This is a genomic window from Bradyrhizobium sp. AUGA SZCCT0176 (genome assembly GCF_018130145.1).
Lineage (GTDB): Bacteria > Pseudomonadota > Alphaproteobacteria > Rhizobiales > Xanthobacteraceae > Bradyrhizobium.
Genome location: NZ_JAFCMB010000021.1, coordinates 60,835 through 80,000 on the forward strand (window position 1 = coordinate 60,835; position 19,166 = coordinate 80,000).

The 19,166-nt window shown below is 63.5% G+C and carries 21 protein-coding genes and 1 tRNA gene; 9 read left to right on the top strand and 13 right to left on the bottom strand.

From position 1 onward, the window contains the following. Nucleotides 1-2 precede the first annotated feature (2 nt). From JQ600_RS30890 to JQ600_RS30900, 3 genes are all read right to left on the bottom strand, one after another. A complete protein-coding gene (locus JQ600_RS30890; protein ID WP_212390893.1) occupies nt 3-530 on the bottom strand; it encodes an isochorismatase family protein in 528 nt (175 codons plus the stop codon). 148 nt (nt 531-678) lie between these two features. Beyond that, nucleotides 679-1,458, bottom strand: coding sequence for a histidinol-phosphatase (gene hisN / locus JQ600_RS30895; RefSeq protein ID WP_212269974.1), 780 nt, complete (start codon nt 1,456-1,458; stop codon nt 679-681). A gap of 569 nt (nt 1,459-2,027) precedes the next feature. Continuing rightward, nucleotides 2,028-2,915, bottom strand: a complete 888-nt coding sequence (locus tag JQ600_RS30900) for an N-formylglutamate amidohydrolase (protein WP_212269973.1) — start codon at nt 2,913-2,915, stop codon at nt 2,028-2,030. A 327-nt stretch (nt 2,916-3,242) separates the two neighbouring features. On the opposite strand from JQ600_RS30900, the gene cpdR reads away from it, so the two are divergent. Beyond that, nucleotides 3,243-3,602 (top strand): cell cycle two-component system response regulator CpdR, encoded by a 360-nt coding sequence (gene cpdR, locus JQ600_RS30905; protein ID WP_079542506.1) that lies wholly within the window; start codon nt 3,243-3,245, stop codon nt 3,600-3,602. A gap of 128 nt (nt 3,603-3,730) precedes the next feature. Beyond that, a tRNA-Val gene (locus tag JQ600_RS30910) sits at nt 3,731-3,805 on the top strand. Between the two features lie 140 nt (nt 3,806-3,945). On the opposite strand, the gene JQ600_RS30915 is transcribed toward JQ600_RS30910, so the two are convergent. From JQ600_RS30915 to JQ600_RS30950, 8 genes are all read right to left on the bottom strand, one after another. Continuing rightward, nucleotides 3,946-4,251 (bottom strand): AzlD domain-containing protein, encoded by a 306-nt coding sequence (locus JQ600_RS30915; protein WP_212390894.1) that lies wholly within the window; start codon nt 4,249-4,251, stop codon nt 3,946-3,948. Next, complete coding sequence (locus tag JQ600_RS30920; protein WP_212270143.1) at nt 4,244-4,960, bottom strand: AzlC family ABC transporter permease; 717 nt, start codon at nt 4,958-4,960, stop codon at nt 4,244-4,246. The genes JQ600_RS30915 and JQ600_RS30920 overlap by 8 nt, the downstream gene beginning before the upstream one ends. A 35-nt stretch (nt 4,961-4,995) precedes the next feature. Further along, nucleotides 4,996-5,922, bottom strand: a complete 927-nt coding sequence (locus JQ600_RS30925; protein ID WP_212390895.1) for a glutathione S-transferase family protein — start codon at nt 5,920-5,922, stop codon at nt 4,996-4,998. After that, nucleotides 5,919-7,628: an FAD-dependent oxidoreductase gene (locus tag JQ600_RS30930; RefSeq protein ID WP_212390896.1), complete on the bottom strand. Its 1,710-nt coding sequence runs from the start codon at nt 7,626-7,628 to the stop codon at nt 5,919-5,921. The genes JQ600_RS30925 and JQ600_RS30930 overlap by 4 nt, the downstream gene beginning before the upstream one ends. Before the next feature lie 253 nt (nt 7,629-7,881). Beyond that, the gene (locus JQ600_RS30935; RefSeq protein WP_212270140.1) at nt 7,882-8,637 is read right to left on the bottom strand and encodes a GntR family transcriptional regulator; all 756 of its coding nucleotides are present in this window, start codon (nt 8,635-8,637) and stop codon (nt 7,882-7,884) included. Further along, complete coding sequence (locus tag JQ600_RS30940; protein WP_212390897.1) at nt 8,627-9,628, bottom strand: Gfo/Idh/MocA family protein; 1,002 nt, start codon at nt 9,626-9,628, stop codon at nt 8,627-8,629. The genes JQ600_RS30935 and JQ600_RS30940 overlap by 11 nt, the downstream gene beginning before the upstream one ends. Next, complete coding sequence (locus JQ600_RS30945; protein ID WP_212390898.1) at nt 9,625-10,518, bottom strand: NAD(P)-dependent oxidoreductase; 894 nt, start codon at nt 10,516-10,518, stop codon at nt 9,625-9,627. Before JQ600_RS30945 ends, JQ600_RS30940 begins: the two co-directional genes overlap by 4 nt. Nucleotides 10,519-10,527: 9 nt before the next feature. Then, nucleotides 10,528-11,490 (bottom strand): tripartite tricarboxylate transporter substrate binding protein, encoded by a 963-nt coding sequence (locus JQ600_RS30950; RefSeq protein ID WP_212270137.1) that lies wholly within the window; start codon nt 11,488-11,490, stop codon nt 10,528-10,530. 181 nt (nt 11,491-11,671) lie between these two features. Here JQ600_RS30950 and JQ600_RS30955 point away from each other — a divergent pair, with 181 nt between their 5' ends. Both JQ600_RS30955 and JQ600_RS30960 read left to right on the top strand, forming a co-directional pair. Then, nucleotides 11,672-12,064 carry a carboxymuconolactone decarboxylase family protein gene (locus JQ600_RS30955; RefSeq protein ID WP_212390899.1) on the top strand — a complete coding sequence of 131 codons (393 nt, stop codon included), beginning with the start codon at nt 11,672-11,674 and terminating at the stop codon, nt 12,062-12,064. A 29-nt stretch (nt 12,065-12,093) separates the two neighbouring features. Continuing rightward, nucleotides 12,094-12,984, top strand: coding sequence for an amidohydrolase (locus JQ600_RS30960; RefSeq protein WP_212390900.1), 891 nt, complete (start codon nt 12,094-12,096; stop codon nt 12,982-12,984). Nucleotides 12,985-13,014: 30 nt separating this feature from the next. On the opposite strand, the gene JQ600_RS30965 is transcribed toward JQ600_RS30960, so the two are convergent. Next, on the bottom strand, nt 13,015-13,344 hold the full coding sequence (locus JQ600_RS30965; protein ID WP_249136173.1) for a hypothetical protein: 330 nt from the start codon (nt 13,342-13,344) through the stop codon (nt 13,015-13,017). Nucleotides 13,345-13,361: 17 nt separating this feature from the next. Beyond that, on the bottom strand, nt 13,362-14,648 hold the full coding sequence (locus JQ600_RS30970) for a sulfite oxidase (RefSeq protein WP_212490253.1): 1,287 nt from the start codon (nt 14,646-14,648) through the stop codon (nt 13,362-13,364). A 240-nt stretch (nt 14,649-14,888) separates the two neighbouring features. On the opposite strand from JQ600_RS30970, the gene JQ600_RS30975 reads away from it, so the two are divergent. From JQ600_RS30975 to JQ600_RS30995, 5 genes are all read left to right on the top strand, one after another. Then, a complete protein-coding gene (locus JQ600_RS30975) occupies nt 14,889-15,950 on the top strand; it encodes an amidohydrolase family protein (RefSeq protein ID WP_212270132.1) in 1,062 nt (353 codons plus the stop codon). 22 nt (nt 15,951-15,972) lie between these two features. After that, entirely contained in the window at nt 15,973-17,085 is a 1,113-nt protein-coding gene (locus JQ600_RS30980; protein WP_212270131.1) for an amidohydrolase family protein, read from the top strand. Nucleotides 17,086-17,099: 14 nt separating this feature from the next. Further along, nucleotides 17,100-17,546 carry a Rieske (2Fe-2S) protein gene (locus tag JQ600_RS30985; protein ID WP_212270130.1) on the top strand — a complete coding sequence of 149 codons (447 nt, stop codon included), beginning with the start codon at nt 17,100-17,102 and terminating at the stop codon, nt 17,544-17,546. 51 nt (nt 17,547-17,597) lie between these two features. Continuing rightward, nucleotides 17,598-18,572, top strand: coding sequence for a quinone oxidoreductase (locus JQ600_RS30990; protein WP_212270129.1), 975 nt, complete (start codon nt 17,598-17,600; stop codon nt 18,570-18,572). Between the two features lie 252 nt (nt 18,573-18,824). Further along, a complete protein-coding gene (locus JQ600_RS30995) occupies nt 18,825-19,154 on the top strand; it encodes a hypothetical protein (protein WP_212490254.1) in 330 nt (109 codons plus the stop codon). Nucleotides 19,155-19,166 lie beyond the last annotated feature (12 nt).

The window sequence follows — 19,166 nt, forward strand, 5'->3', positions numbered from 1 at the left end:
GGTCAAGGCACGAGTTCGTCGGTGGCCGCGAGGCGGACGGGCTTTTGGGAAATGAGATTGCTCCAGACCCAATGATGATGCCGCATGACGCTGACCGCATCGAGGTGAGGGCGGTTGCTCAAGGTGTGGGCATCGGTCACCACGACGACGTTGTGCTGGTTCGAGACGGCGGATCGGACGGTGGCATCGACGCACAGATCGGTGGCCCAGCCGGTCACCAGCACGCGGTCCGGCGCAATCCTGCCGAGGCGGGCCTGCAGCTCGGCGCCGGCGAAGGGGTCGTTCATGCTCTTCTGAACGACGACATCGGCGGGATCCCTGACAAGTTCGGGAAGCAGCGCCCAGCCCGGCGATTGCGGTTCGAAATCGTCGCCGCTGTCGCCGCAGTGCTGAATGAAGATGACCATGCCGGACTGCGCGCGCACGCTGGCGGCGAGCCGGTTGATGCGGTCGATGACCCCTGGCAGATCGTGCTTGGGATCGCCGCTCCGCAGCCCGACCTGCATGTCCACGATCAGCAGTGCGTCCATGCGATGCCTTCCGTGGCCGGGAGCATGATCGCCGGGCAAACGGTTTGTCCCGAGGAAAGAACCTGCCCCGCACTTGATGCGGGGTGGAACCGGTTTTCCCGGGGTCAACACCAGGCGTTTGCCCGAAGATCGTCTTTTAAAGAATGCGCTAGCTGTTGAGTAGTTTCATCGCCGCTTCATGCACGCGGGCGTCGCCGGCGGCGATGATGCGGCCGCCGCTTTGGGCGGGCTTGCCATCCCAGGTGGTAACGATGCCGCCGGCGCCGGTGATGATCGGGATCAGGGCCGCGATGTCATAGGGCTTCAGCTCGGTCTCGACCACGAGGTCGAGATGACCGGCCGCCAGCATGCAGTAGGAATAGCAATCGCCGCCATAGCGCGTCAGCTTCACCGCCTCTTCGACCCGGCCGAAGGCGGCCCGGTCGGCGGCGTTCATCAATAGTGGGCTTGTCGTGTAGGAAGTCGCGTCCGCCAGCGAGGCGCAGCGCCGCACGGACAGCTTCCGTTCGCCGGAGGGGCCGGAATAATGCGCCGAGCCGCTGTCGCCGGAAAAACGCTCGCCGATATATGGCTGGTGCATCATCCCGAACACCGGCGTGCCGCGGTGCATCAGGGCGATCAGCGTGCCCCAGATCGGAAAACCCGCGATGAAGGATTTGGTGCCGTCGATGGGATCGAGCACCCAGACATATTCGGCGTTTTCCTGCTCGTTGCCGAATTCCTCGCCGACGATGCCGTGCTGGGGAAAGTTGCCCTTGATCAGCCGGCGCATGACAGCCTCGGCGGCGCGGTCGGCCTCGGTGACGGGATCGAAATCCTTGGCGCTCTTGTTGTCGATCGAAAGCGAGGTCCGAAAGAACGGCAGAATGGTTTCGCCGGAGGCGGTTGCAAGGCGGCCGATAAAGGCTGTGAAATCGATGACCGTCACGGCAGTTCCTTGAAAGGGCGGAGGGGTGTTCAAGCGTTCGCGTTCTTGCCTAGCTCAATCCTGCGATGGGCGCACGATTAACGGAATGTTATTCCCATCTCATCCGACTCAGGGCCCCCTTTGGGGTTTCGAATCGGCTTCGTTTAGGCATGCATTTTTGGTGACACGGCTATTCACAACATCGAGATTTGTGAATTGTGGCCGCTCCGTAACACCGGGTTCCCACGGAAGTTTCTCCGTAAGTAATTGAATATAAAAAGAAAAATAGTATTTAACTGACCTGTTGCATAACGGCCAGCCTCGCCGGGATTACGCTGGGAAAGTTTCGAAAGGACTTGCGTTTTGTGCAGCGCGGCCGCATATTGTTGCGGTGCGGTAGGGCCTCGCCCTATCGCTGCCCTCCTTGGGCGTTTCCTCCCTAGACTTGGGCCGCTTGTTCATTCAAGCGGCCCTTTTTTCTTGCCGTCATTCCCCGATGCGCAGTTGCGCATCTGAGGGCGTGCGAAGCGTGAACCCGGAATCTCGAGATTCCGGGTTCGCTTCGCGCCCCGGAATGACGGAGAGATGGATTACTCCGCCGCGGCCTGGAACGGCCCGAGGTCGCCGAGCGGCACGGTGGCCAGTGCGTCGGCCAGAACAGAGAAATCGGCCGCCACCTGCGCAAAGCGCGGTGAGCGCTCGCGGCGGCGTTCATCCATATAGATCGCGCGGTTGAGTTCGAGCTGCACGGTGTGCAATCCGCTTGCCGGGTTGCCGTAATGCTCGGTGATGAATCCGCCGGCATAAGGCTTGTTGCGGCCGATCGAATAGCCGAGCCCGCTCATGACGTCCTCGACGACGTCGGGCAGCAGTGCGGCGCAGCTGGTGCCGTAGCGGTCGCCGATCACGATATCGGGCCGCCGCGGCTCGTCGCGCGACACGCCGATCGACGGCATCGAGTGGCAATCCACCAGGATCACGGTGCCGAACGCCTGATGCGCCTTGTTGATCAGCCGCCGCAATGCGCGGTGGTAGGGCTTGTAGAGCGCCTCGATCCGGCCCAGCGCCTCATCGACATTGAGCCGCTCGCGGTAAATCTCCTGCCCGTCGCCGACCACGCGCGGGATGGTGCCGAGGCCGCCGGCGACCCGCATCGAGCGGGTATTGGCAAAGCTCGGCAGCCGGCCGGTGAACATGCGCGGATCGAGCTCATAGGGCTCGCGGTTCACGTCGACATAGGAGCGCGGAAAATTGACCCGCACCGTCGGAAAGCCGCGATCGCTCAAATCGACGATCAGTTCGTCCATGAACGAATCCTCGGAGCGGCGCAATGCTGCCAGATCGATCCGGGAGGCGTTGAGGAATTCCAGCGGATAGACCGAGCCGGAATGCGGGGAATTGAAGATGATCGGCGCCCGCCAGCTGGCCGGCTCCACGATCTCGAACGGAGGCGACAGTTCGCCATCAAACTGGGTCATCGTCGGGCGCCGTCCCTTGGATCCGTGCTTCCCAAGCAGTCGATCAAGACAATCGATAGAGCAACCGATTCTGCCGGAAAACCAGAGATTTTATGAGAACGCATTGTCGGTAATCACAATCATTCTGCCAAGTGAAAAAAGCCGCAATGGTGCTGGAACACATCTCAAATGCGGAAAACGCCTGCCTTGATTGATCTCTGGCGCGTTCCGGTACAGAAATAACGCCGCTCTCCGTGAGCTGCACACTGCTGCCTTTCACCCGATCTTTACCGTCTGTCGGGCTTAGTGTGCGGACTGACCCTCCAAGCCGGATTCGACGACAGCGCCATGCACAAAATCCTCCTCGCCGAAGACGACAACGACATGCGCCGCTTCCTGGTCAAGGCGCTGGAAAACGCCGGATTTCAGGTCTCGCCCCATGATAACGGCCTGTCCGCCTATCAGCGGCTGCGCGAGGAGCCGTTCGAGATGCTGCTGACCGATATCGTGATGCCCGAAATGGACGGCATCGAACTGGCGCGCCGCGCCTCGGAACTCGACCCTGATATCAAGATCATGTTCATCACCGGCTTCGCGGCCGTTGCGCTGAATTCCGATTCGGAAGCCCCGAAAAACGCCAAGGTGCTGTCCAAACCGGTCCATCTTCGCGAATTGGTCAGCGAAGTGAACAAGATGCTGGCGGCCTGATTCGGACTATTTAGCTCGAAATCACACCGGAAATTACCCAGAAGCGTCCTTGCGGGGGCGCTTTGGAGCCGATATACGGACCGCACCCAATACGATCAAAGCTGGAGCGGGATGGTCATCCCAATCTAGGGCGCGTAGCTCAGCGGGAGAGCACTACCTTGACATGGTAGGGGTCACAGGTTCGATCCCTGTCGCGCCCACCAGCCTTCGCTCGCTTCGCGAGCTACGGCTAGGCAAGCCGGAACGTACCCTATCGTAGCGAAGCGAGCGAAGGCTGCCTCGCCGAAGCCCAAAGGGCGAAGGCGGGCTGGCGCCACGATCTCCGCCCTCCACCACCCATCCCTCACATCCCCAAATTCTTCACCACCGCCGCCACTGCCGCGCCCACCAGCATGGCGCTCAGCGCGCTGTGGGTGACGGCGGCCACGAGTGCGGCCGCCGCGACGGCCATCCAGATCCGCGGCGCCGCTGCCAGCGTTGTCGGAACCACGATCGAAATCAGCACCGATACCGCCATGTATTTGAGGAAGGCCTCGATGCGCGGCGTGATTTTGACGTAAGACATCATCCAGACGCCGCCGACCCGCGTCGCCATCGTGACCAATGTCAGCAGCAGGACGGCGGCCACCGCCGCAACCGTATCAACCATGGCGCCAGGTTCCGACGATCCCGCCGGCCAGGGCGCCCGCGATGATGTGCCAGCCCGGCGGCAGAACATACGTCCCGATCACGGCAACGGCCGCCGCCGCAAGCCACGGATACAGGTCCTTGGCCCCCTTCCATTGGCCGACGACGACGGCCGCGAAATACGTCACCATGACCGCATCGAAGCCGAAGCGCGTCAGATCGCCGAGAAATGAACCCGCAAGGGCGCCGACCGCGGTGCTTGCGATCCATATCAGCCACATCGCGATGCCGCTGCCGAACAGAATGCCGGCGTCGACTTCTCCCCGCTCGCGGGCGGACATGGCGTACGCAAAGCTGCCGTCGCTGAGTCCGATCAGCGCCGCCAGCCGCCCCTTGATCGGGATCTGCAGCAGCCACGGCGCGAGCGCCGCGCCGAGGAGAATGTGCCGCGCGTTGACGGCGAGCACCGTGAGCGCGAGGGTCGCCAGCGGCAACGGCGCGTACCACAGATCAAGCAGCGCGAATTGCGAGGCGCCCGCATAGATCGCGATGCTCATTAGGATGCTGACTTCCGGCGCGATGCCCTTCGCGGAAGCGGCGACGCCAAACGCGATTCCGAACGGGATGATGAACACGGCGATAGGTGCGATTTCAACGCAGCCACGCCACACGCCTTTCGCGGTGAAGCGTGGAATTTGTGCCCGGTCGGTTACCGTCGTTTGCTCCGCCATGCGGCTATTTGAAAGCGAAGCGTTGGTTTGGTCAATCACGCATCCGATACGACATACCCAAGCCGCGGAAAGTGAACGACGACCTCGCCGAGATCAGGATCGCGCCTGCGGATGGCGATGTGGTGTACGGAGAGCGAGACGATTTCCCCCTCGATCGGCGTCTTGACCGGCTCATCGGCCGAAACCTTCACGACGTCGCCGATCCTCCAGCGTTCGCAATCGCGCGTCGCCTCCGGCGCGCGGGCCTCGGGTGTGGCTTTCGACGCAATGGTGAGTGCGTCCTGTCCCGAGAGTTCGGCGCGGGTGCCGTGGCCGAGAATGCGGACCTGCTGCTCCCAGTCGCGCAGCCGCGGAAATTCGGCCAGCAGTTCGTCGGCGAGTTCAGGCAGGTTCGAGCGAACGTACCAGATGTTCATGTAGCAGCCGGCATCGGCGACGCTGAATTCGCCGAGCAGGAACTTCCCGCCATGCGCGAGCTGCGCCTCGATCAGCGCCGCCTGGCTGCGAAACTGGTCGCGATGATGCGGCAATGCTGCCGCCATCGCCTTCACGTCGAACGGCTGGCCGCGCAATTTGGTCCGGTCGTCGATGAAATCCTGCGGGACCTTGTCGCCGAGCGAACCGAACACCAGGAACACGACGCTGCCAAAGAAGATCCGGTCGGTCCACAAGCCCGTCATGTCGGGCACGCCGCCATTGCCCGGAAAGAGCGTCGGTTCCGGAAAGCGCCGCTCGATCTCGCGCTGGATGATCCGGGTGTCGCAGAAAATATCGGCGCCGATCTGCATGACCGGCGTGCGGCGATAGCCGCCCGTCAGCGGCACAAGGTCCGGCTTCGGCATGATGCGCGGGATCAGCACCGACTGCCAGGCGATCCGCTTGAAGCCGAAGATCACGCGAATCTTCTCGGAAAAGGGCGAGGCCTCGAAATGGTGCAAAATCGGCAACCGAGAATCCGTCATGCCGCTTGTCCCGCGATGTGCCGTCCCGCGATATACCCGAACGTCAGCGCCGGCCCCAGCGTGATGCCGGCGCCGGGATAATTGCCGCCCATGATGCTCGCCATGTCGTTGCCGACAGCGTAGAGGCCCGCGATCGGTTGTCCCTGCGCATCGAGCGCCTGCGCGTTGGCGTCGGTCCGGATGCCGGCATAGGTGCCGAGATCGCCGATCACCATCTTGATCGCATAGAACGGCCCGTCCTTGATCGGCGCGATGCAGGGGTTGGGGCCGTGCAGCGCATCGCCCTGGTGGCGGTTGTAGGCGCGCGAGCCTTTTCCGAATGCCGGGTCCTGTCCGTCGGCGGCGCTCTTGTTGAACTGCGCGACCGTCGCCTCGAGCCCCCTGGCGTCGATGCCGGCCTGCGCCGCGAGTTCGGCGAGCGTCGCGCCGCGCTTGAGATAGCCGGTGCGCAAGTGATGGCCGAGCGGCATCGGAAACGGCGGCACGCAGCCGAGGCCGTATTTGCGCAAGGCGCGATGATCGCACAGCAGGAACGCCGCGATCTCTTCGCCAGGTTTTGCGACTTTCATCATGTCCTGCACGAAGTCGTGGTAGGAATTGCCTTCATTGGCAAAGCGCACGCCCTCGCGCGTCACCGCGATCACGCCGGGTTTGGCGCGGTCGATGAAATGCGGCATCACGCCCTTGCTGCCGTCCTTGCGCGTGGTGATCGAAACCGGCACCCAGGCTGCGGCATTGGGCAGCGAATCCTCGGCGCGGCCGCCCGCAGATTCCGCCAGCCGCAAGCCGTCGCCGGTGTTGCCGGTCGGGCCCGGTGAGTAATGTTCGTTGCCGGTAGGCGCGTGCGGGAACATCGCCTTGCGCCTCGCCACATCATGCGGAAAGCCGCCGCAGGCGAGGATGACGCCGCGCTTTGCATTAATGCGAATCGTGCGCCCGTCGCGCTCGACGATGGCGCCACGCACCGCGCCGCTGTCGCTGATCAGTTCGCGCACGGGTGACGATAGCCATAACGGGATCTTCAGGTCGAACGCCGATTTGGCGAGGCGTCCGGCCAGCGCATTGCCGTTGGTGAGGTTCATGCCGCGGCCATGGCGGATCACGTCGACCAGATGCTTCGACAGCCGCTTGGCGACAAACAGCGCCGAGGTCAGCGACTTGGTCGCGCGCATGAAATGGACGATCTCCTTGCCGGAGCCCAGCATCATGCCGAACACGGTGAGTTCGGGCAGGGGCGCGCCGATATCCTTGAGGTGCTCGCCGAGTTCACTTCCATTGAACGGCCGCGTCACCATCGAGCGGCCGCCCTGCGTGCCGCCGGGGGCCTCGGCGTGATAATCCGGAAAGGTCAACGGCATGTCGAAACGCACCGCGGTCTTGCTGGTGAAGAAATCCACCGCCTCGGGACCGGAGGTCAGAAACGCATCGACGCGGGCGGCATCGTAGGAATTTCCGGCCTCATGCCGCAGATAGGTCCGCGCCTGATCTGGACTCTCGACGATGCCCCAGTTGCGCGCCAGCGAGGTGCCGGGAATCCACAGCCAGCCGCCGGACCGCGCGGTGGTGCCGCCAAAGCGCGGCTCCTTCTCGACGACCAGCACCTTGAGCCCCTGATGCCCCGCAGTGACCGCCGCCGACAGGCCGGCGCAGCCTGAGCCGACTACCAGCACGTCGCATTGATACGTTTCTTGTTCGTTGCCCGCCACGCGATCTCCCCATGATCCAATTTTGGAAACTTAAGCAAGTTTCGGCGCCGCTGTCTTCACCTCGCCCCGCTTGCGGGGAGAGCATAGGCCGCCTCCGGCGGCCGTCCTTAGAGAACGCCGAGGCGAAGCCTCGGCTATGGCGCATAGCGCGGCGGGTGAGGGGTACAGGTCTATCGATAGACCACAGGTGGCGGAGAGAGCCCCTCACCCCAACCCTCTCCCCGTAAAGAACGGGGAGAGGGAGGAGAGCAACCTACACCTTCGGCCGCAGCGAGCGCTGCATGTCCATGGTGTAGGTGTAGCGTCCCTCCGGATGCGTGGTGACGGTGACCTCGAACAGTTCCTCGCGCAGGCCATAGTAACGGCGCACCATCGTCAGCGCGGGTGAACCGGGCTTGACCCCGAGCGCCTTTGCCAGTTTCGCCGGCATGCCGCGCGCGAACACTTCCAGTTGCGCGTATTCGATGGTCTCGCCGAACATCTTTGCGATCTGCTCATGCACCGGGCTGCGGCCATGATCGCGCCGCTTCACCACGCCGGCGAATTTCCGCAGCACATAGATTTCGACCCAGCCCAGCGGATCCGCAAATTCATCGGAGCGGCGGATCGCCTCGATCAGGAACCAGTGCTTGCCGGGTTCGCATTTCAGCAGGGCGGCGAGGTTGCGGTCGGCGACAACATCGCTGGAGCCCACCACCTGGCGATAGGTCTCGTTGGAATATCGCAGCCATTCATTGAGTGATTTGACGCTGTGCGTGAACAGCACCGGCGGCTCGGCCGCGATCACCACCGAGCCGAGCCCGGCCCGCCGCACGATCAGGCCCTGTTCGGTGACGATCCGCAGCGCCTCGCGCACGGTCTGGCGGCTGGCGCCAAAGCGCGCCATCAATTCGGTCTCGGTCGGCAGCAATTCGCCGACCGGCGTCGAGCCGAGCCGGATTTCCTTCTGCAGCTCGGCGGCGATGTCGCGGTAGCGCGCCGATTTGCGCGGTTCTTTTTTAGCGGCCATGTTGACCGGCATTTTCTTGAAGGCTTTGACATTGCACGGGCAGGCCGGATTTCATCGATTGCAGCGCCGCCTCGAACGCCGACAAGGTCGCCAGCACCTCCGCTTCCCGCACCGGGAATGCACCCTTGTTCTCGATCGCGCTGGCAAAGGCGTCGAGCTCGGCGCGCAGCACGTCGGTAGCTGGATAGGTGAGCCGTTGCGGCGCAGCGCCGCTCTTTCGCAGGATCATGGTCGTTTCATCCAGCACCTCGGCGGAGCCGTCCGTTCCGAACAGGTGTATGCGCCAGTAGAACGGCGTTGCCCGCACGGTGGCAAGGGTGCCGGTGACGCCATTGACAAAATCCAGCGCCACGACCGCCGTATCGAGCGGCGGCGGGCCGGTCTCGCGCTGACGCAGCCGGGCATAGACCCGTTCCACCGGCCCCAGCATGCTGACGAAGGCGTCGAGCACATGCAGGCCCGCGCCGGTGAAGCCGCCGCCGGGCGATTCCTCCGGCGATAGCCGCCATCCGCTGGTGATTTTCTGCGAGTTTTCGTTGCTGTTGTGGCCCTCGACGTGAAGGATGGTCCCGAGCTGGCCGCTTGCCAGCGTTTCGTGCAGGGCGCGGATCGATGGCCAGAAGCGCCGGTTATGGCCGACGGCCAGCATGACCCCGGCCTCGCGGCAGGCGCCGAACATCCGCGCCGCATCCGCGCGCGTCAGCGCCAGCGGCTTCTCGCAAAAAACCTGCTTTCTCGCCCCCGCGCAGGCGATCACCTGCGCCGGATGCAGCGAATGCGGCGTCGCCAGCAGGACCGCGCCGATCGTGTCATCGGCCAGGACCGGATCGAGATCGGCGGTCAATTCGAGATCGTGTTGGCTGCAAAATTGCTGCGCCGCCTTGATGTCAGGCTCGACGGCGCGGACAATTTTCAGCCGCGGATGGCCGCTGGCGGCTTCGACCAGATTGCGGCCCCAGCGGCCGAGACCGGCAATGGCGGCACGGATCATCGCAAAACCCCAGCTAGGGCTGATGGCCGCCGGATCGCCTCGATGACCGCGGCGCTGTCGCGCTCCGGGCCCTCAAGCGCGATCGTGGCGCGCAGAAGTTCGGCCTGGATGGTGGTGAGCGGCAGATGCATGCCGCATCGCCCGGCTTCCTCGATGATCAATTCGGCATCCTTCAATGTCTGGGCAATATGTGACTGCGGCCGATAGTCCCGCGTCAACATCTTCTCTCCCTTGGAGTCCATCACACGGGAATAGGCGGCCGATTGCCGCGCCGCCGCCAGGAAGGCGTATCCGTCCAGCCCCATGCGCTCGGCGAAGGCGATTCCCTCGGCCAGGGCGGCGCGGTTGTTCTGCAGGATGAGATTGATCGCGAGCTTGGCCCGGCTGGCGTCGCCGATCACGCCGACGCGGAGGCTGCGCGGGCAGAGAATATTTAGGAGTCCGCCGGCGTGGTCGATGACGCCGTCGTCGCCGGCCAGCAGCGCCGTGGCGGTGCCGTCGAGCACCTCGGTGCTGGTGCCGGATATCGGCGCCTCCACCAGCAGCAGCCCGGCGCCTGATGCGCACCCGGCAATACGGACGATCTCGCCAGGACCGCAGGTCGTGGTGCAGATCACGACCGGCCGCGCGGCGCCGGCGCCATCGTCGATTTCATCGAACAATGCCTCGACCTGTTCGCCGCTATAGACGGCGACGATGATTGTTCGGCAACGCCCGGCGAGTTCACGCACCGAATTCGCGACCATGCCGCCACTGGCCTTGAACATCCCGCATCTGACCGGGTCGATATCGAACCCGACCAGCGGGATCTTTGCGTCGATCAGCCGCGCCGACAGCGCGATGCCCATCAGGCCGAGGCCAACGATCCCGACCGGCGCGTCCGTTGTCATCATCCACGCCTATTTGGCTTCGATGCCGGCGGCCTTGGCATCCGCCGTCCATCGCGTGATTTCGCTAGCGATGAAGGCGCCAAATTCCGCCGGCGGCATCGGGGCAACGACCATGCCGAGGCTCGCAAGCCTTTCGCGCACCGCCGGCGTCGACAGGATTTTCTGGGTTGCGGTGTAGAGCCGGTTGACGACCGGTTCCGGCGTCTTCGCAGGCGCCAGCAGCCCGTACCAGATCGTCGCCTCGAAGCCCGGCATGGCATCGGCGAGCGGAGGCAGGTCCGGCGTCAGTTCGTTGCGCTTCGGCGACGTCACGCCGATGCCGCGCAGCGTGCCGCCCTGCATTTGCGGGATCGCGACCGAGAAATCCGCAAAGGCCAGATCGATCACGCCCGAGATCACGTCGGTGACCGCCAGCGGCACGCCGCGATACGACGCCGAGAGGATCGTCATGCCGCCCCGGCTCTGCAGTTGCGCGTTCGATATCTGCGAGGCGCCGGAGCCATAGCCGGCGGTCAGGTTCGGACGGCTCCTGGCGTATTCCATGAATTGCTTGAGATCCCTGGCCGGGAAGTCCGGCTTCACCAGCAGCACCATCGCTGTCGTGATGGTGCGGATGACAGGTGCAAAATCTTTTGCCGGATCGTAGGGCAGGGTTTTGAACATCGCGACGTTGCTGGCCTGGGTGGTGTTGGTTCCCATCAGCAGGGTGTAACCGTCAGGCGCGCTGCGCGCGACTTCCTGCGCGCCGAGACTGCCGAGCGCGCCGCTGCGGTTCTCGATCACGACCGTCTGCCCAAGATCCTCCTGCAGGCGCTGGCCGATCAGGCGCGCGACCTGGTCGGGTCCGGCGCCGGCGGGAAACGGCACGATGATCTTGATCTGCCTCATCGGATATTCGTCGGCGGCGTTGGCCTGCGGTCCCGACAGTCCGAGCAGGACCAGACCGGCGAGAATGCGAAATCGCAGCTTCATCCTGTTTCCTCCAGCCATCATCGGCGAAGTCTCTTTACGGATTTCTGGTCTGGATTTATACGGACAAATAGATATGGTGCAAGAGATCGTGGCCTGAAATGGCTATTTTGGCGGATTTAGCCGTTCGCGAAATGACCGTATAATCTAGGTCAGATTGGCAACGCCGCGTGGGGAGTTCGAATTGGACACCAGTGAACTGTACGCCCGGGGCCTGCGCCGGCGCAAAAAGCTGTTCGGCGAGGCCGATGTCGCCGAGCGCATGTCTGCAGCAGGCGAGTTCGGCGCGCCGCTGCAGGACATCATCAATGCCTATGTCTATGGCGACGTCTGGGAGCGGCCGGCGCTCTCCGACGACGTCCGCAGCCTGGTGATGCTCGGCATGATGGCGGCGAGCAACAAGCCCGCCGAGTTCCGCGTCCATGCCAAGGGGGCGCTGGCGAACGGCTGCACGCCGGCGCAGGTGCAGGACGTCCTGCTGCTGGTGGCGATGTATTGCGGCGTGCCCGCCGCGATCGAGCCGACGCGCATCGCCGCCGATATTTTCGGCGAAGCCGATCCCGCCACGAAGCCGTAGGTAGATGAAGCCGTAAGTTAGATTCTGCAATGAAATCCGTTCCAACCGTCGACGCGCACCATCATGTCTGGCGCCTGAATGATCTGCCCTGGCTGTCCGGGCCGCCTGTGCCGCGCATTTTTGGACCCTACCAGCCGATCTGCCGCGACTACTCGATCTACGAATACCGCAGCGACATCATGGACTGCGATATCGTCAAATCGATCTATATCCAGACCAATTGGCCGGCGGGGCGGAGCTACGACGAGGCGCGGTGGGTTCAGTCGATTGCGGATACGACGGGCTGGCCGCACGCCAATGTCGCCCATGCGGATCTCGCCGATCCCGACGCCGGCAGTTTGCTCAAGCGTCTGGCGGCATTGCCGGCGACACGGGGCATCAGGCAGCAATTGCATTGGCATGAGAACGCGCAATACCGCTTCGCGCCGCGCGCGGACGTGATGAACGATGCGGACTGGCGGCGTGGTCTCGCGATGCTGGCCGATCACGGTCTGCTGTTCGAACTGCAGATCTTCGCTTCCCAGATGGCGGACGGCGCGAAGCTGGCGCGGTCGTTCCCGGACATCGTGTTCGTGCTCGAACATGCCGGCATGCTGGAAGACATGTCGGCGTCGGGCTGGCAGCTTTGGCGCGACGGCATGGCCGCGTTGGCGCAATGCCCGAATGTCAACGTCAAGCTCTCCGGGCTCGGCACCTTCGTTCACGCCTGCCGCGCCGACGTGATCGGTCCGATCGTCAAGGAAACGGTCGCGATGTTCGGCGCGGACCGTTGTTTCTACGGCAGCAATTTTCCGATCGAAAAGCTCTGGACCGATTACGGCACGCTGTACCGCACCTTCCGCAGCGCCATCGCGCATCTCAGTGATGCCGAACAGGCCGCCATCCTGCATGACACCGCGAGCCGGCTGTACCGGATCTGACTGGCTCGTGTTCGCTTGGCAGCAAACAGGTTACTTGGCAAACGGGTTCTGCCAGCCGCCGCGCGCTGCGGGGGTTCGCGGCGGATAGGCAGCTTCGAGATAGCCCAGCACCACGGCGCGATCCTTGTCGTCGAGTGCGGGCATGTTGTGGCGCCTGATCATCAGGTTGATCGAATCGTCCCACTGCGCGCGCGTCAAACCCTGCTGGGCGATGAGTTTGAAACCATGGCAGGCGGTGCAGGCATAGAACGTCTCGTCGCGGCCGGGCCCGGCGGCAAATTCCTCCGGGCTCTCGTCACGCGGCGTGAAGGCGGTCTGGGCGATCGCCGGCGTCATCCACAGCAGTACGGCGACAGCCATTCCCAAAGCTCGCAGCATCAGCCCACCAGCACCGCGATCCGGTGCATGGCGTTGCCGCCATAGCCCTGCGGATTCCAGAAACCGGCCTGGTGCGGCTGCATCGCTCCCTTTGAATCGGTCGCGCGCGTCCAGATTTCAAAATAGCCGTCGGAAGCCAGCTTCACGCTCGCGGTCCAGCGCTGCCAGTCATATTTGTTCTTCGGCTTTTCCAGCCTCGCGCGCTGCCAGCTCGCACCGAAGTCGGTCGAGACGTCGATCTGCTTCACCGTGAGGTCGCCGGCCCACGACGCGCCTCGCAGCTTCAGCTCCTTCGTTCCGGCCGCGAACTTGGCGCCATTCGCCGGGCTGGTAATGATCGAGCGAACCGGCATCGACTCCAGGATCCGGAAGTTTGACGGATCGCCCTTGTCGCCCGGGATCATCGGCTTGATCGGGGTGCGATACGAAAACTCGGTCATCCCCGGGCCGTCATGCTCCTTGTCGCGGATGGTGATCTTGGTCAGCCATTTCTGCGACGCCGAGCCCGGCCATCCCGGCACGATCAGGCGCACCGGCCCGCCATGAATGTTCGGCAGCGGCTGGCCGTTCATAGCCCACACGATCAGCGTGTTGGGATCCATCGCCTTTTCGATCCGCACGCCGCGCGAGATCGTAGGCTTGGTTGCGTCGCCCGACAGATGCAAATCGGCGGCATAGTGCGCGGTGTATTTGGCGCTGGGTTTGAGCCCCGCGCTCTTGAGCACATCGGCAAGCGGCACGCCGGTCCATTCGGCACAGCCGACCCCGCCATTGCTCCACTGGTTGCCGCGCGCCGGTGGCGAGAATGCCCCGCGACCGTTGCCGCCGCACTCCAGCACGATGCGCCGCGTCACCGTCTTGTATTTCGATTTCAACTCGCCGAGCGTGATCTCGATCTTGTTGTTGACCTCGCCGTCGATGGTAATTTTCCAGGCGTCGGGATTCTTCGTCTCTTCGGGCAGCTGTCCGTTGTTGCGGATGAAGAACTTCTCGATCGGCGTGGTGTCGTCGTCGAGCAGGCTCTCCGGCGTCTCCGCCACCAGCGGCTTGTCGCCGAGCAGGACGAGCTTTTCATTCTTGCCGGGGAATTTCAGATATTGCGGCCCTTTCGGCGCGGCGGCCGCGGGCGCGGCGCCTTGTGCATAGGCGGCGGAAATGTCGGCGCCGCTGCCGGAAATCCCGAGGGTGACTCCGAAGGCAGCAAGACCCGTCGTTGCCAGGAATCTGCGCCGGTCGATCTGCATGCTGTTCTCGCTACTGGCGGCCTTCCGCTCCGTATGCGTCATAACGTTTCTCCCCCGGTCTCTGTTTCTTGCGGGTTCAGCCGGAATCTTTCCCGGCCCGCTTGAGACGAGTATTTGCGCTTTGCTGCCGTGCCGCAAGGCCGCGAATATCGCTCGGTATGCGTCCATCCAAGGTCTGCCACCCGGTCGGTTTCCACGTTCGACCCTTGCGCAGCCAGCACATCGGCGGCACATTTGCGGGGCGACGCACTCGTTGCCAATAAAGACACTCAAGGAAACGCCATGGCGGCCACGCGGATCGACTGCGACATCCATCCCGCGGTGGGCGGAACCCGCACCACGCTGCTGCCCTATCTCGACGATCACTGGAAAGAGCAGGTCGTCAGCCGCGCCATCGACGGCCTCGATCTCAATTCCTATCCGCCGAGCATGCCGTTGTCCGGCCGCGCCGACTGGCGCCCTGCGACGGGCAAGCCCGGCAGCGACCTCGCGATGGTGCAGCGCGGTGCGTTCGACCAGCTCGGCGCCAGCCACGCGATCTGCAATGTGTTGTACGGTGCGCAAGCGGTATTCGATCCATATATGGCGGCCGCGTTCTGCAAGGCGATCAACGACTGGATCGCGGCCGAATGGCTCTCGAAGGACAAGCGGCTGCGCGCCTCGATCGTGGTGCCGATGCAGGCGCCGGATCTCGCGGTCGAGGAAATCGAGCGGCTTGCGGGTGATCAGCGCTTTGTCTCCGTGCTGGTGCTGGCGCAGGGCGATCAGCTGCTCGGCAAGCGTCACTTCTGGCCGGTGTATCAGGCCGCCGAGAAACACAAGCTGCCGATCGCGATCCATGCCGGCAGCCAGTACCGGGGCGCGCCGAGTTCGATCGGCTGGCCGTCCTACCGCTACGAATTTTATTTGATGGAGGCGCAGGCGTTTCAGGCCCAGATACTGAGTCTGGTCTATGAGGGCGTGTTCGGCAAATTCCCGGGCTTGAAGGTGGTGCTGATGGAATCAGGCGTCAGCTGGCTGCCGGCCTTCATGTGGCGCGCCAACAAGACCTGGCGCGGCGTGCGCGTCGAGGTGCCCTGGGTCGAACGCGAGCCGGCCTCGATCATCCGCGACCATTTTCGCGTCACGATGCAGCCGTTCGATGGCCCGCCGGATGCGGCTGGCGTCGCAGATATCATCGAGCAGATCGGTTCCGACAAGATGTTCCTGTTTGCGTCCGACTATCCGCACTGGCAGTTCGATGGCAATGACGCGATGCCGCCGCATCTGCCGGCCAGTATCGTTTCGCGCATGTGCGCCGACAATCCGCTGGAAACCTTTCCGCGGCTGAAGCTTGCGGCTTGAACTACCTTATGAGGAGGATCGCATGAGCGACGTCATCGACCGCCCGATTCTGGAACAGGAAGCCGCCGCCAAGAGCCGGCTGCGCATCATCGACTGCGACGTGCATCCGAGCATCCATGCCCATAGCGACCTCGACCAGTTCATGACGAAGCGCTGGCAACAGCATTTCAGGGAATATGGCAGCCATTTGCGCACGCCCTATATCGGCACCACGCCCTATCCGCGCTCTTCGCCGCTGATCGCGCGGCGTGATGCGTGGCCGCCGACCGGCGGGCCTCCGGGTTCCGATCTCTCCTTCATGCAGAAGCAGCACCTCGATCCCCTCGATGTCGAGTACGGCATTTTGCAGGTGCTCGACCTCTTCATCTTCTCGCAGCAGAATCTCGAATTCGGCGCCGCGATCCAGCGCGCCATCAACGACTGGCAGCTCGCCTTCTGGTCCGATCGCGATCCGCGGTTGAAAGCCTCGATCCTCGCCGGCCAGGACGACACGGCGCTCGCGATCGCCGAGATCGAACGCTGCGCCAAGACCGGCCGCTATGTGCAGATCAACGTCTGCCCGCGTGCCAATGAACCCTTGGGCCGCCGCCGCTACTGGCCGATCTACGAGCGCGCGCAGGAACTCGGCCTGCCACTCGGCATTCACGTCGGCGGCTATGGCGGGCACGCGCCGACCGGCGGCGGCTGGCCGTCTTATTATGCTGAAGAACACCAGAGCAACGCGCATACCATGGCGTCGATGCTCTGCAGCCTCGTGCTCGAAGGAATCCCTGAACGTTTCCCGAACCTGAAGATCGTGTTCATCGAGGGCGGCTTCGGCTGGATCCCGCCTGCCATGTGGCGGATGGACCGGCATTTTGAGACCTTCCGCAGCGAGGTGCCGCATCTGAAGCGCAAGCCGTCGGAATATGTGAAGGAGCATTTCTGGTTCACGACGCAGCCGATCGACGAGCCGGATGAGGCAAAACATTTGCGCTCGCTGATCGAATGGGTCGGTGTCGATCGCCTGCTGTTCTCGTCGGATTACCCGCATTGGGACTTCGACGATCCGCGCTTCGCGTTCAGGACGCCGCTGTCAGAGATCGAGCGCCAGAAGATTTTCAGCAGCAACGCGCGCTCGGTCTACAAGCTATGATAGTTTAACCAAGCATGGCCCGGCACATCGTCGCCCGCACCTCAGACATCCCGCCCGGCGGCAACAAGGTCTTTGGCGTCGAGGGCCGCGACATCGTCGTGTTCCACGTCAATGGCGAATTCTTTGCGTTGCTCAATCGTTGTCCGCACGCTGGTGCGCCGCTGGAGAAGGCGGCGTGCGTGGCGCGATTGACCTCGCCGGAGCCCGGTGTCTATCAGCGCTCGCGCGTCGGCGAGCTGCTGCGTTGCGCCTGGCACGGCTGGGAATTCGACATGCGCAACGGGCAATCCTATTTCGATCCGAAGCGCGTCAAGATCCGTTCTTATCCGGTTGCGATCGAACGCGGCGAAGAGCTTACTCAAGAACTTGCCAAAGGTCTTGAAGACCTCGAGAAGGGCCCCTATGTGGCCGAGACCTTTGCGGTCCATGTCGAGGACAGCTACGTCATCATCGAGACTTGAACCGCCGCAACATTTTTCTCTTTTCATCCCACCCGAAGGAAGAAGCATCCCATGACGCACGCCATCCGTTTTCACAAGACCGGCGGTCCCGAAGTTCTGACTTGGGAAGAAGTCCAGGTCGGCAAGCCCGGGCCGGGCGAGGCGCGCATCCGCCACACCGCGGTCGGTTTGAACTTCGTCGACATCTACAACCGCTCGGGGGTCTATCCCGTGCAACTGCCGAGCGGGCTGGGCAGCGAGGGCGCCGGCGTGGTCGAGGAAGTCGGCAGCGGTGTCACCGATCTGAAGCCCGGTGACCGCGTCGCCTACGGCGCCTCGCCGCTTGGCGCCTATTCCGAAGCGCGGCTGATCCCGGCCGATCGCCTGCTGAAGCTGCCCGATGGGATCGATGACAAGACCGCGGCCGCGATGATGCTGAAGGGCCTGACCACGCAATACTTGATCCGCCAGACCTATCGCGTCAAATCCGGCGACACCATTCTGCTGCATGCCGCGGCCGGCGGCGTCGGCCTGATCCTCGGCCAGTGGGCCAAACATCTCGGCGCCACCGTGATCGGCACCGTGGGCAGCGAGGAGAAGGCGAAGCTCGCGCAAGCCCATGGTTGCGCCCACACGATTATTTACACCAAGGAGGATTTCGTAAAACGCGTCGACGAAATCACCGGCGGCGCCAAGGTGCCCGTGGTCTATGATTCCGTCGGCAAGGACACGTTCCTGAAATCGCTCGATTGCCTCGCGCCGCTCGGCGTCGCCGCGCTGTTCGGCGCGTCCTCCGGCGCCGTCGAGCCGCTCAACCTCGGCCTGCTGGCTGCGAAGGGATCGCTCTACGTCACCCGCCCGACGCTGTTCACCTACGCCGCCAAGCGCGAGAATCTCGTGGCGATGGCAAACGAATTGTTCGAAGTCGTGAAATCAGGCGCGGTCAAGATCGAGGTGCACCAGACCTATCCGCTGAAAGACGCGGCCAAGGCCCATGCCGATCTCGCCGCGCGCAAGACCACGGGGTCGACGGTGTTGACGGTGTGAGGCCCCCGTTCTCCGTCATGGCCGGGCTTGACCCGGCCATCCACGTCTTTCTTGCTGCAACGCTGCAAAGACGTGGATGCCCGGCACAAGGCCGGGCATGACGGCGTTCCTTGTTAAGCGCCTGCACGCTAATGCCTTGCTGGCCAACGATCCTGCCTCATCGATAAAATTTTACTAAAATCCGACTCTACCTCCGCACCGCCCTTCAACGCCTCCTGTGTATCTCCGGTTGCGAGAACTCAGGGGGCTGAGATGACGGATTTCTGGATAGTCGGTGGCTTGATGGCAGGGGCGTTCGTGTCGCCGCTGTATTTCCTCGTCATGCGCTGGCTCACCAGATCGCAGCGCATCACTTTCTTTGTCCTGATCGGCGCGCTTCTGCTGGCAATTTCAGCGCAGATCTACAACAGCGCGATCGCGGGACATTATTTGTCGCTGGCTGACATCCTCGCGATGTTCAGGCCGCTGTCCTTCCTCGCGCTGACGCTGGGCTGGTTCGTGTGCGGCTTGTTCCACGCGCTGGCTTCGCTCGGCCGGGTATGGGCGCCGCAGCTGGCGCGGCCGGCATCGTTGCACAACTAGGACATGGACGCA

Coding starts and splice junctions, on each gene's coding strand:
- JQ600_RS30935 (WP_212270140.1), bottom strand. CDS start 8,637: ATGGCCGCTAAAAAAGAACCGCGCAAATCGGCGCGCTACCGCGACATC.
- JQ600_RS30995 (WP_212490254.1), top strand. CDS start 18,825: ATGACGGATTTCTGGATAGTCGGTGGCTTGATGGCAGGGGCGTTCGTG.
- JQ600_RS30970 (WP_212490253.1), bottom strand. CDS start 14,648: ATGACGCATACGGAGCGGAAGGCCGCCAGTAGCGAGAACAGCATGCAG.
- JQ600_RS30950 (WP_212270137.1), bottom strand. CDS start 11,490: ATGAAGCTGCGATTTCGCATTCTCGCCGGTCTGGTCCTGCTCGGACTG.
- cpdR (WP_079542506.1), top strand. CDS start 3,243: ATGCACAAAATCCTCCTCGCCGAAGACGACAACGACATGCGCCGCTTC.
- JQ600_RS30900 (WP_212269973.1), bottom strand. CDS start 2,915: ATGACCCAGTTTGATGGCGAACTGTCGCCTCCGTTCGAGATCGTGGAG.
- JQ600_RS30945 (WP_212390898.1), bottom strand. CDS start 10,518: ATGACAACGGACGCGCCGGTCGGGATCGTTGGCCTCGGCCTGATGGGC.
- JQ600_RS30890 (WP_212390893.1), bottom strand. CDS start 530: ATGGACGCACTGCTGATCGTGGACATGCAGGTCGGGCTGCGGAGCGGC.
- JQ600_RS30920 (WP_212270143.1), bottom strand. CDS start 4,960: ATGGCGGAGCAAACGACGGTAACCGACCGGGCACAAATTCCACGCTTC.
- JQ600_RS30965 (WP_249136173.1), bottom strand. CDS start 13,344: ATGGCTGTCGCCGTACTGCTGTGGATGACGCCGGCGATCGCCCAGACC.
- JQ600_RS30985 (WP_212270130.1), top strand. CDS start 17,100: ATGGCCCGGCACATCGTCGCCCGCACCTCAGACATCCCGCCCGGCGGC.
- JQ600_RS30975 (WP_212270132.1), top strand. CDS start 14,889: ATGGCGGCCACGCGGATCGACTGCGACATCCATCCCGCGGTGGGCGGA.
- JQ600_RS30925 (WP_212390895.1), bottom strand. CDS start 5,922: ATGACGGATTCTCGGTTGCCGATTTTGCACCATTTCGAGGCCTCGCCC.
- JQ600_RS30980 (WP_212270131.1), top strand. CDS start 15,973: ATGAGCGACGTCATCGACCGCCCGATTCTGGAACAGGAAGCCGCCGCC.
- JQ600_RS30940 (WP_212390897.1), bottom strand. CDS start 9,628: ATGATCCGTGCCGCCATTGCCGGTCTCGGCCGCTGGGGCCGCAATCTG.
- JQ600_RS30915 (WP_212390894.1), bottom strand. CDS start 4,251: ATGGTTGATACGGTTGCGGCGGTGGCCGCCGTCCTGCTGCTGACATTG.
- JQ600_RS30960 (WP_212390900.1), top strand. CDS start 12,094: ATGAAATCCGTTCCAACCGTCGACGCGCACCATCATGTCTGGCGCCTG.
- JQ600_RS30990 (WP_212270129.1), top strand. CDS start 17,598: ATGACGCACGCCATCCGTTTTCACAAGACCGGCGGTCCCGAAGTTCTG.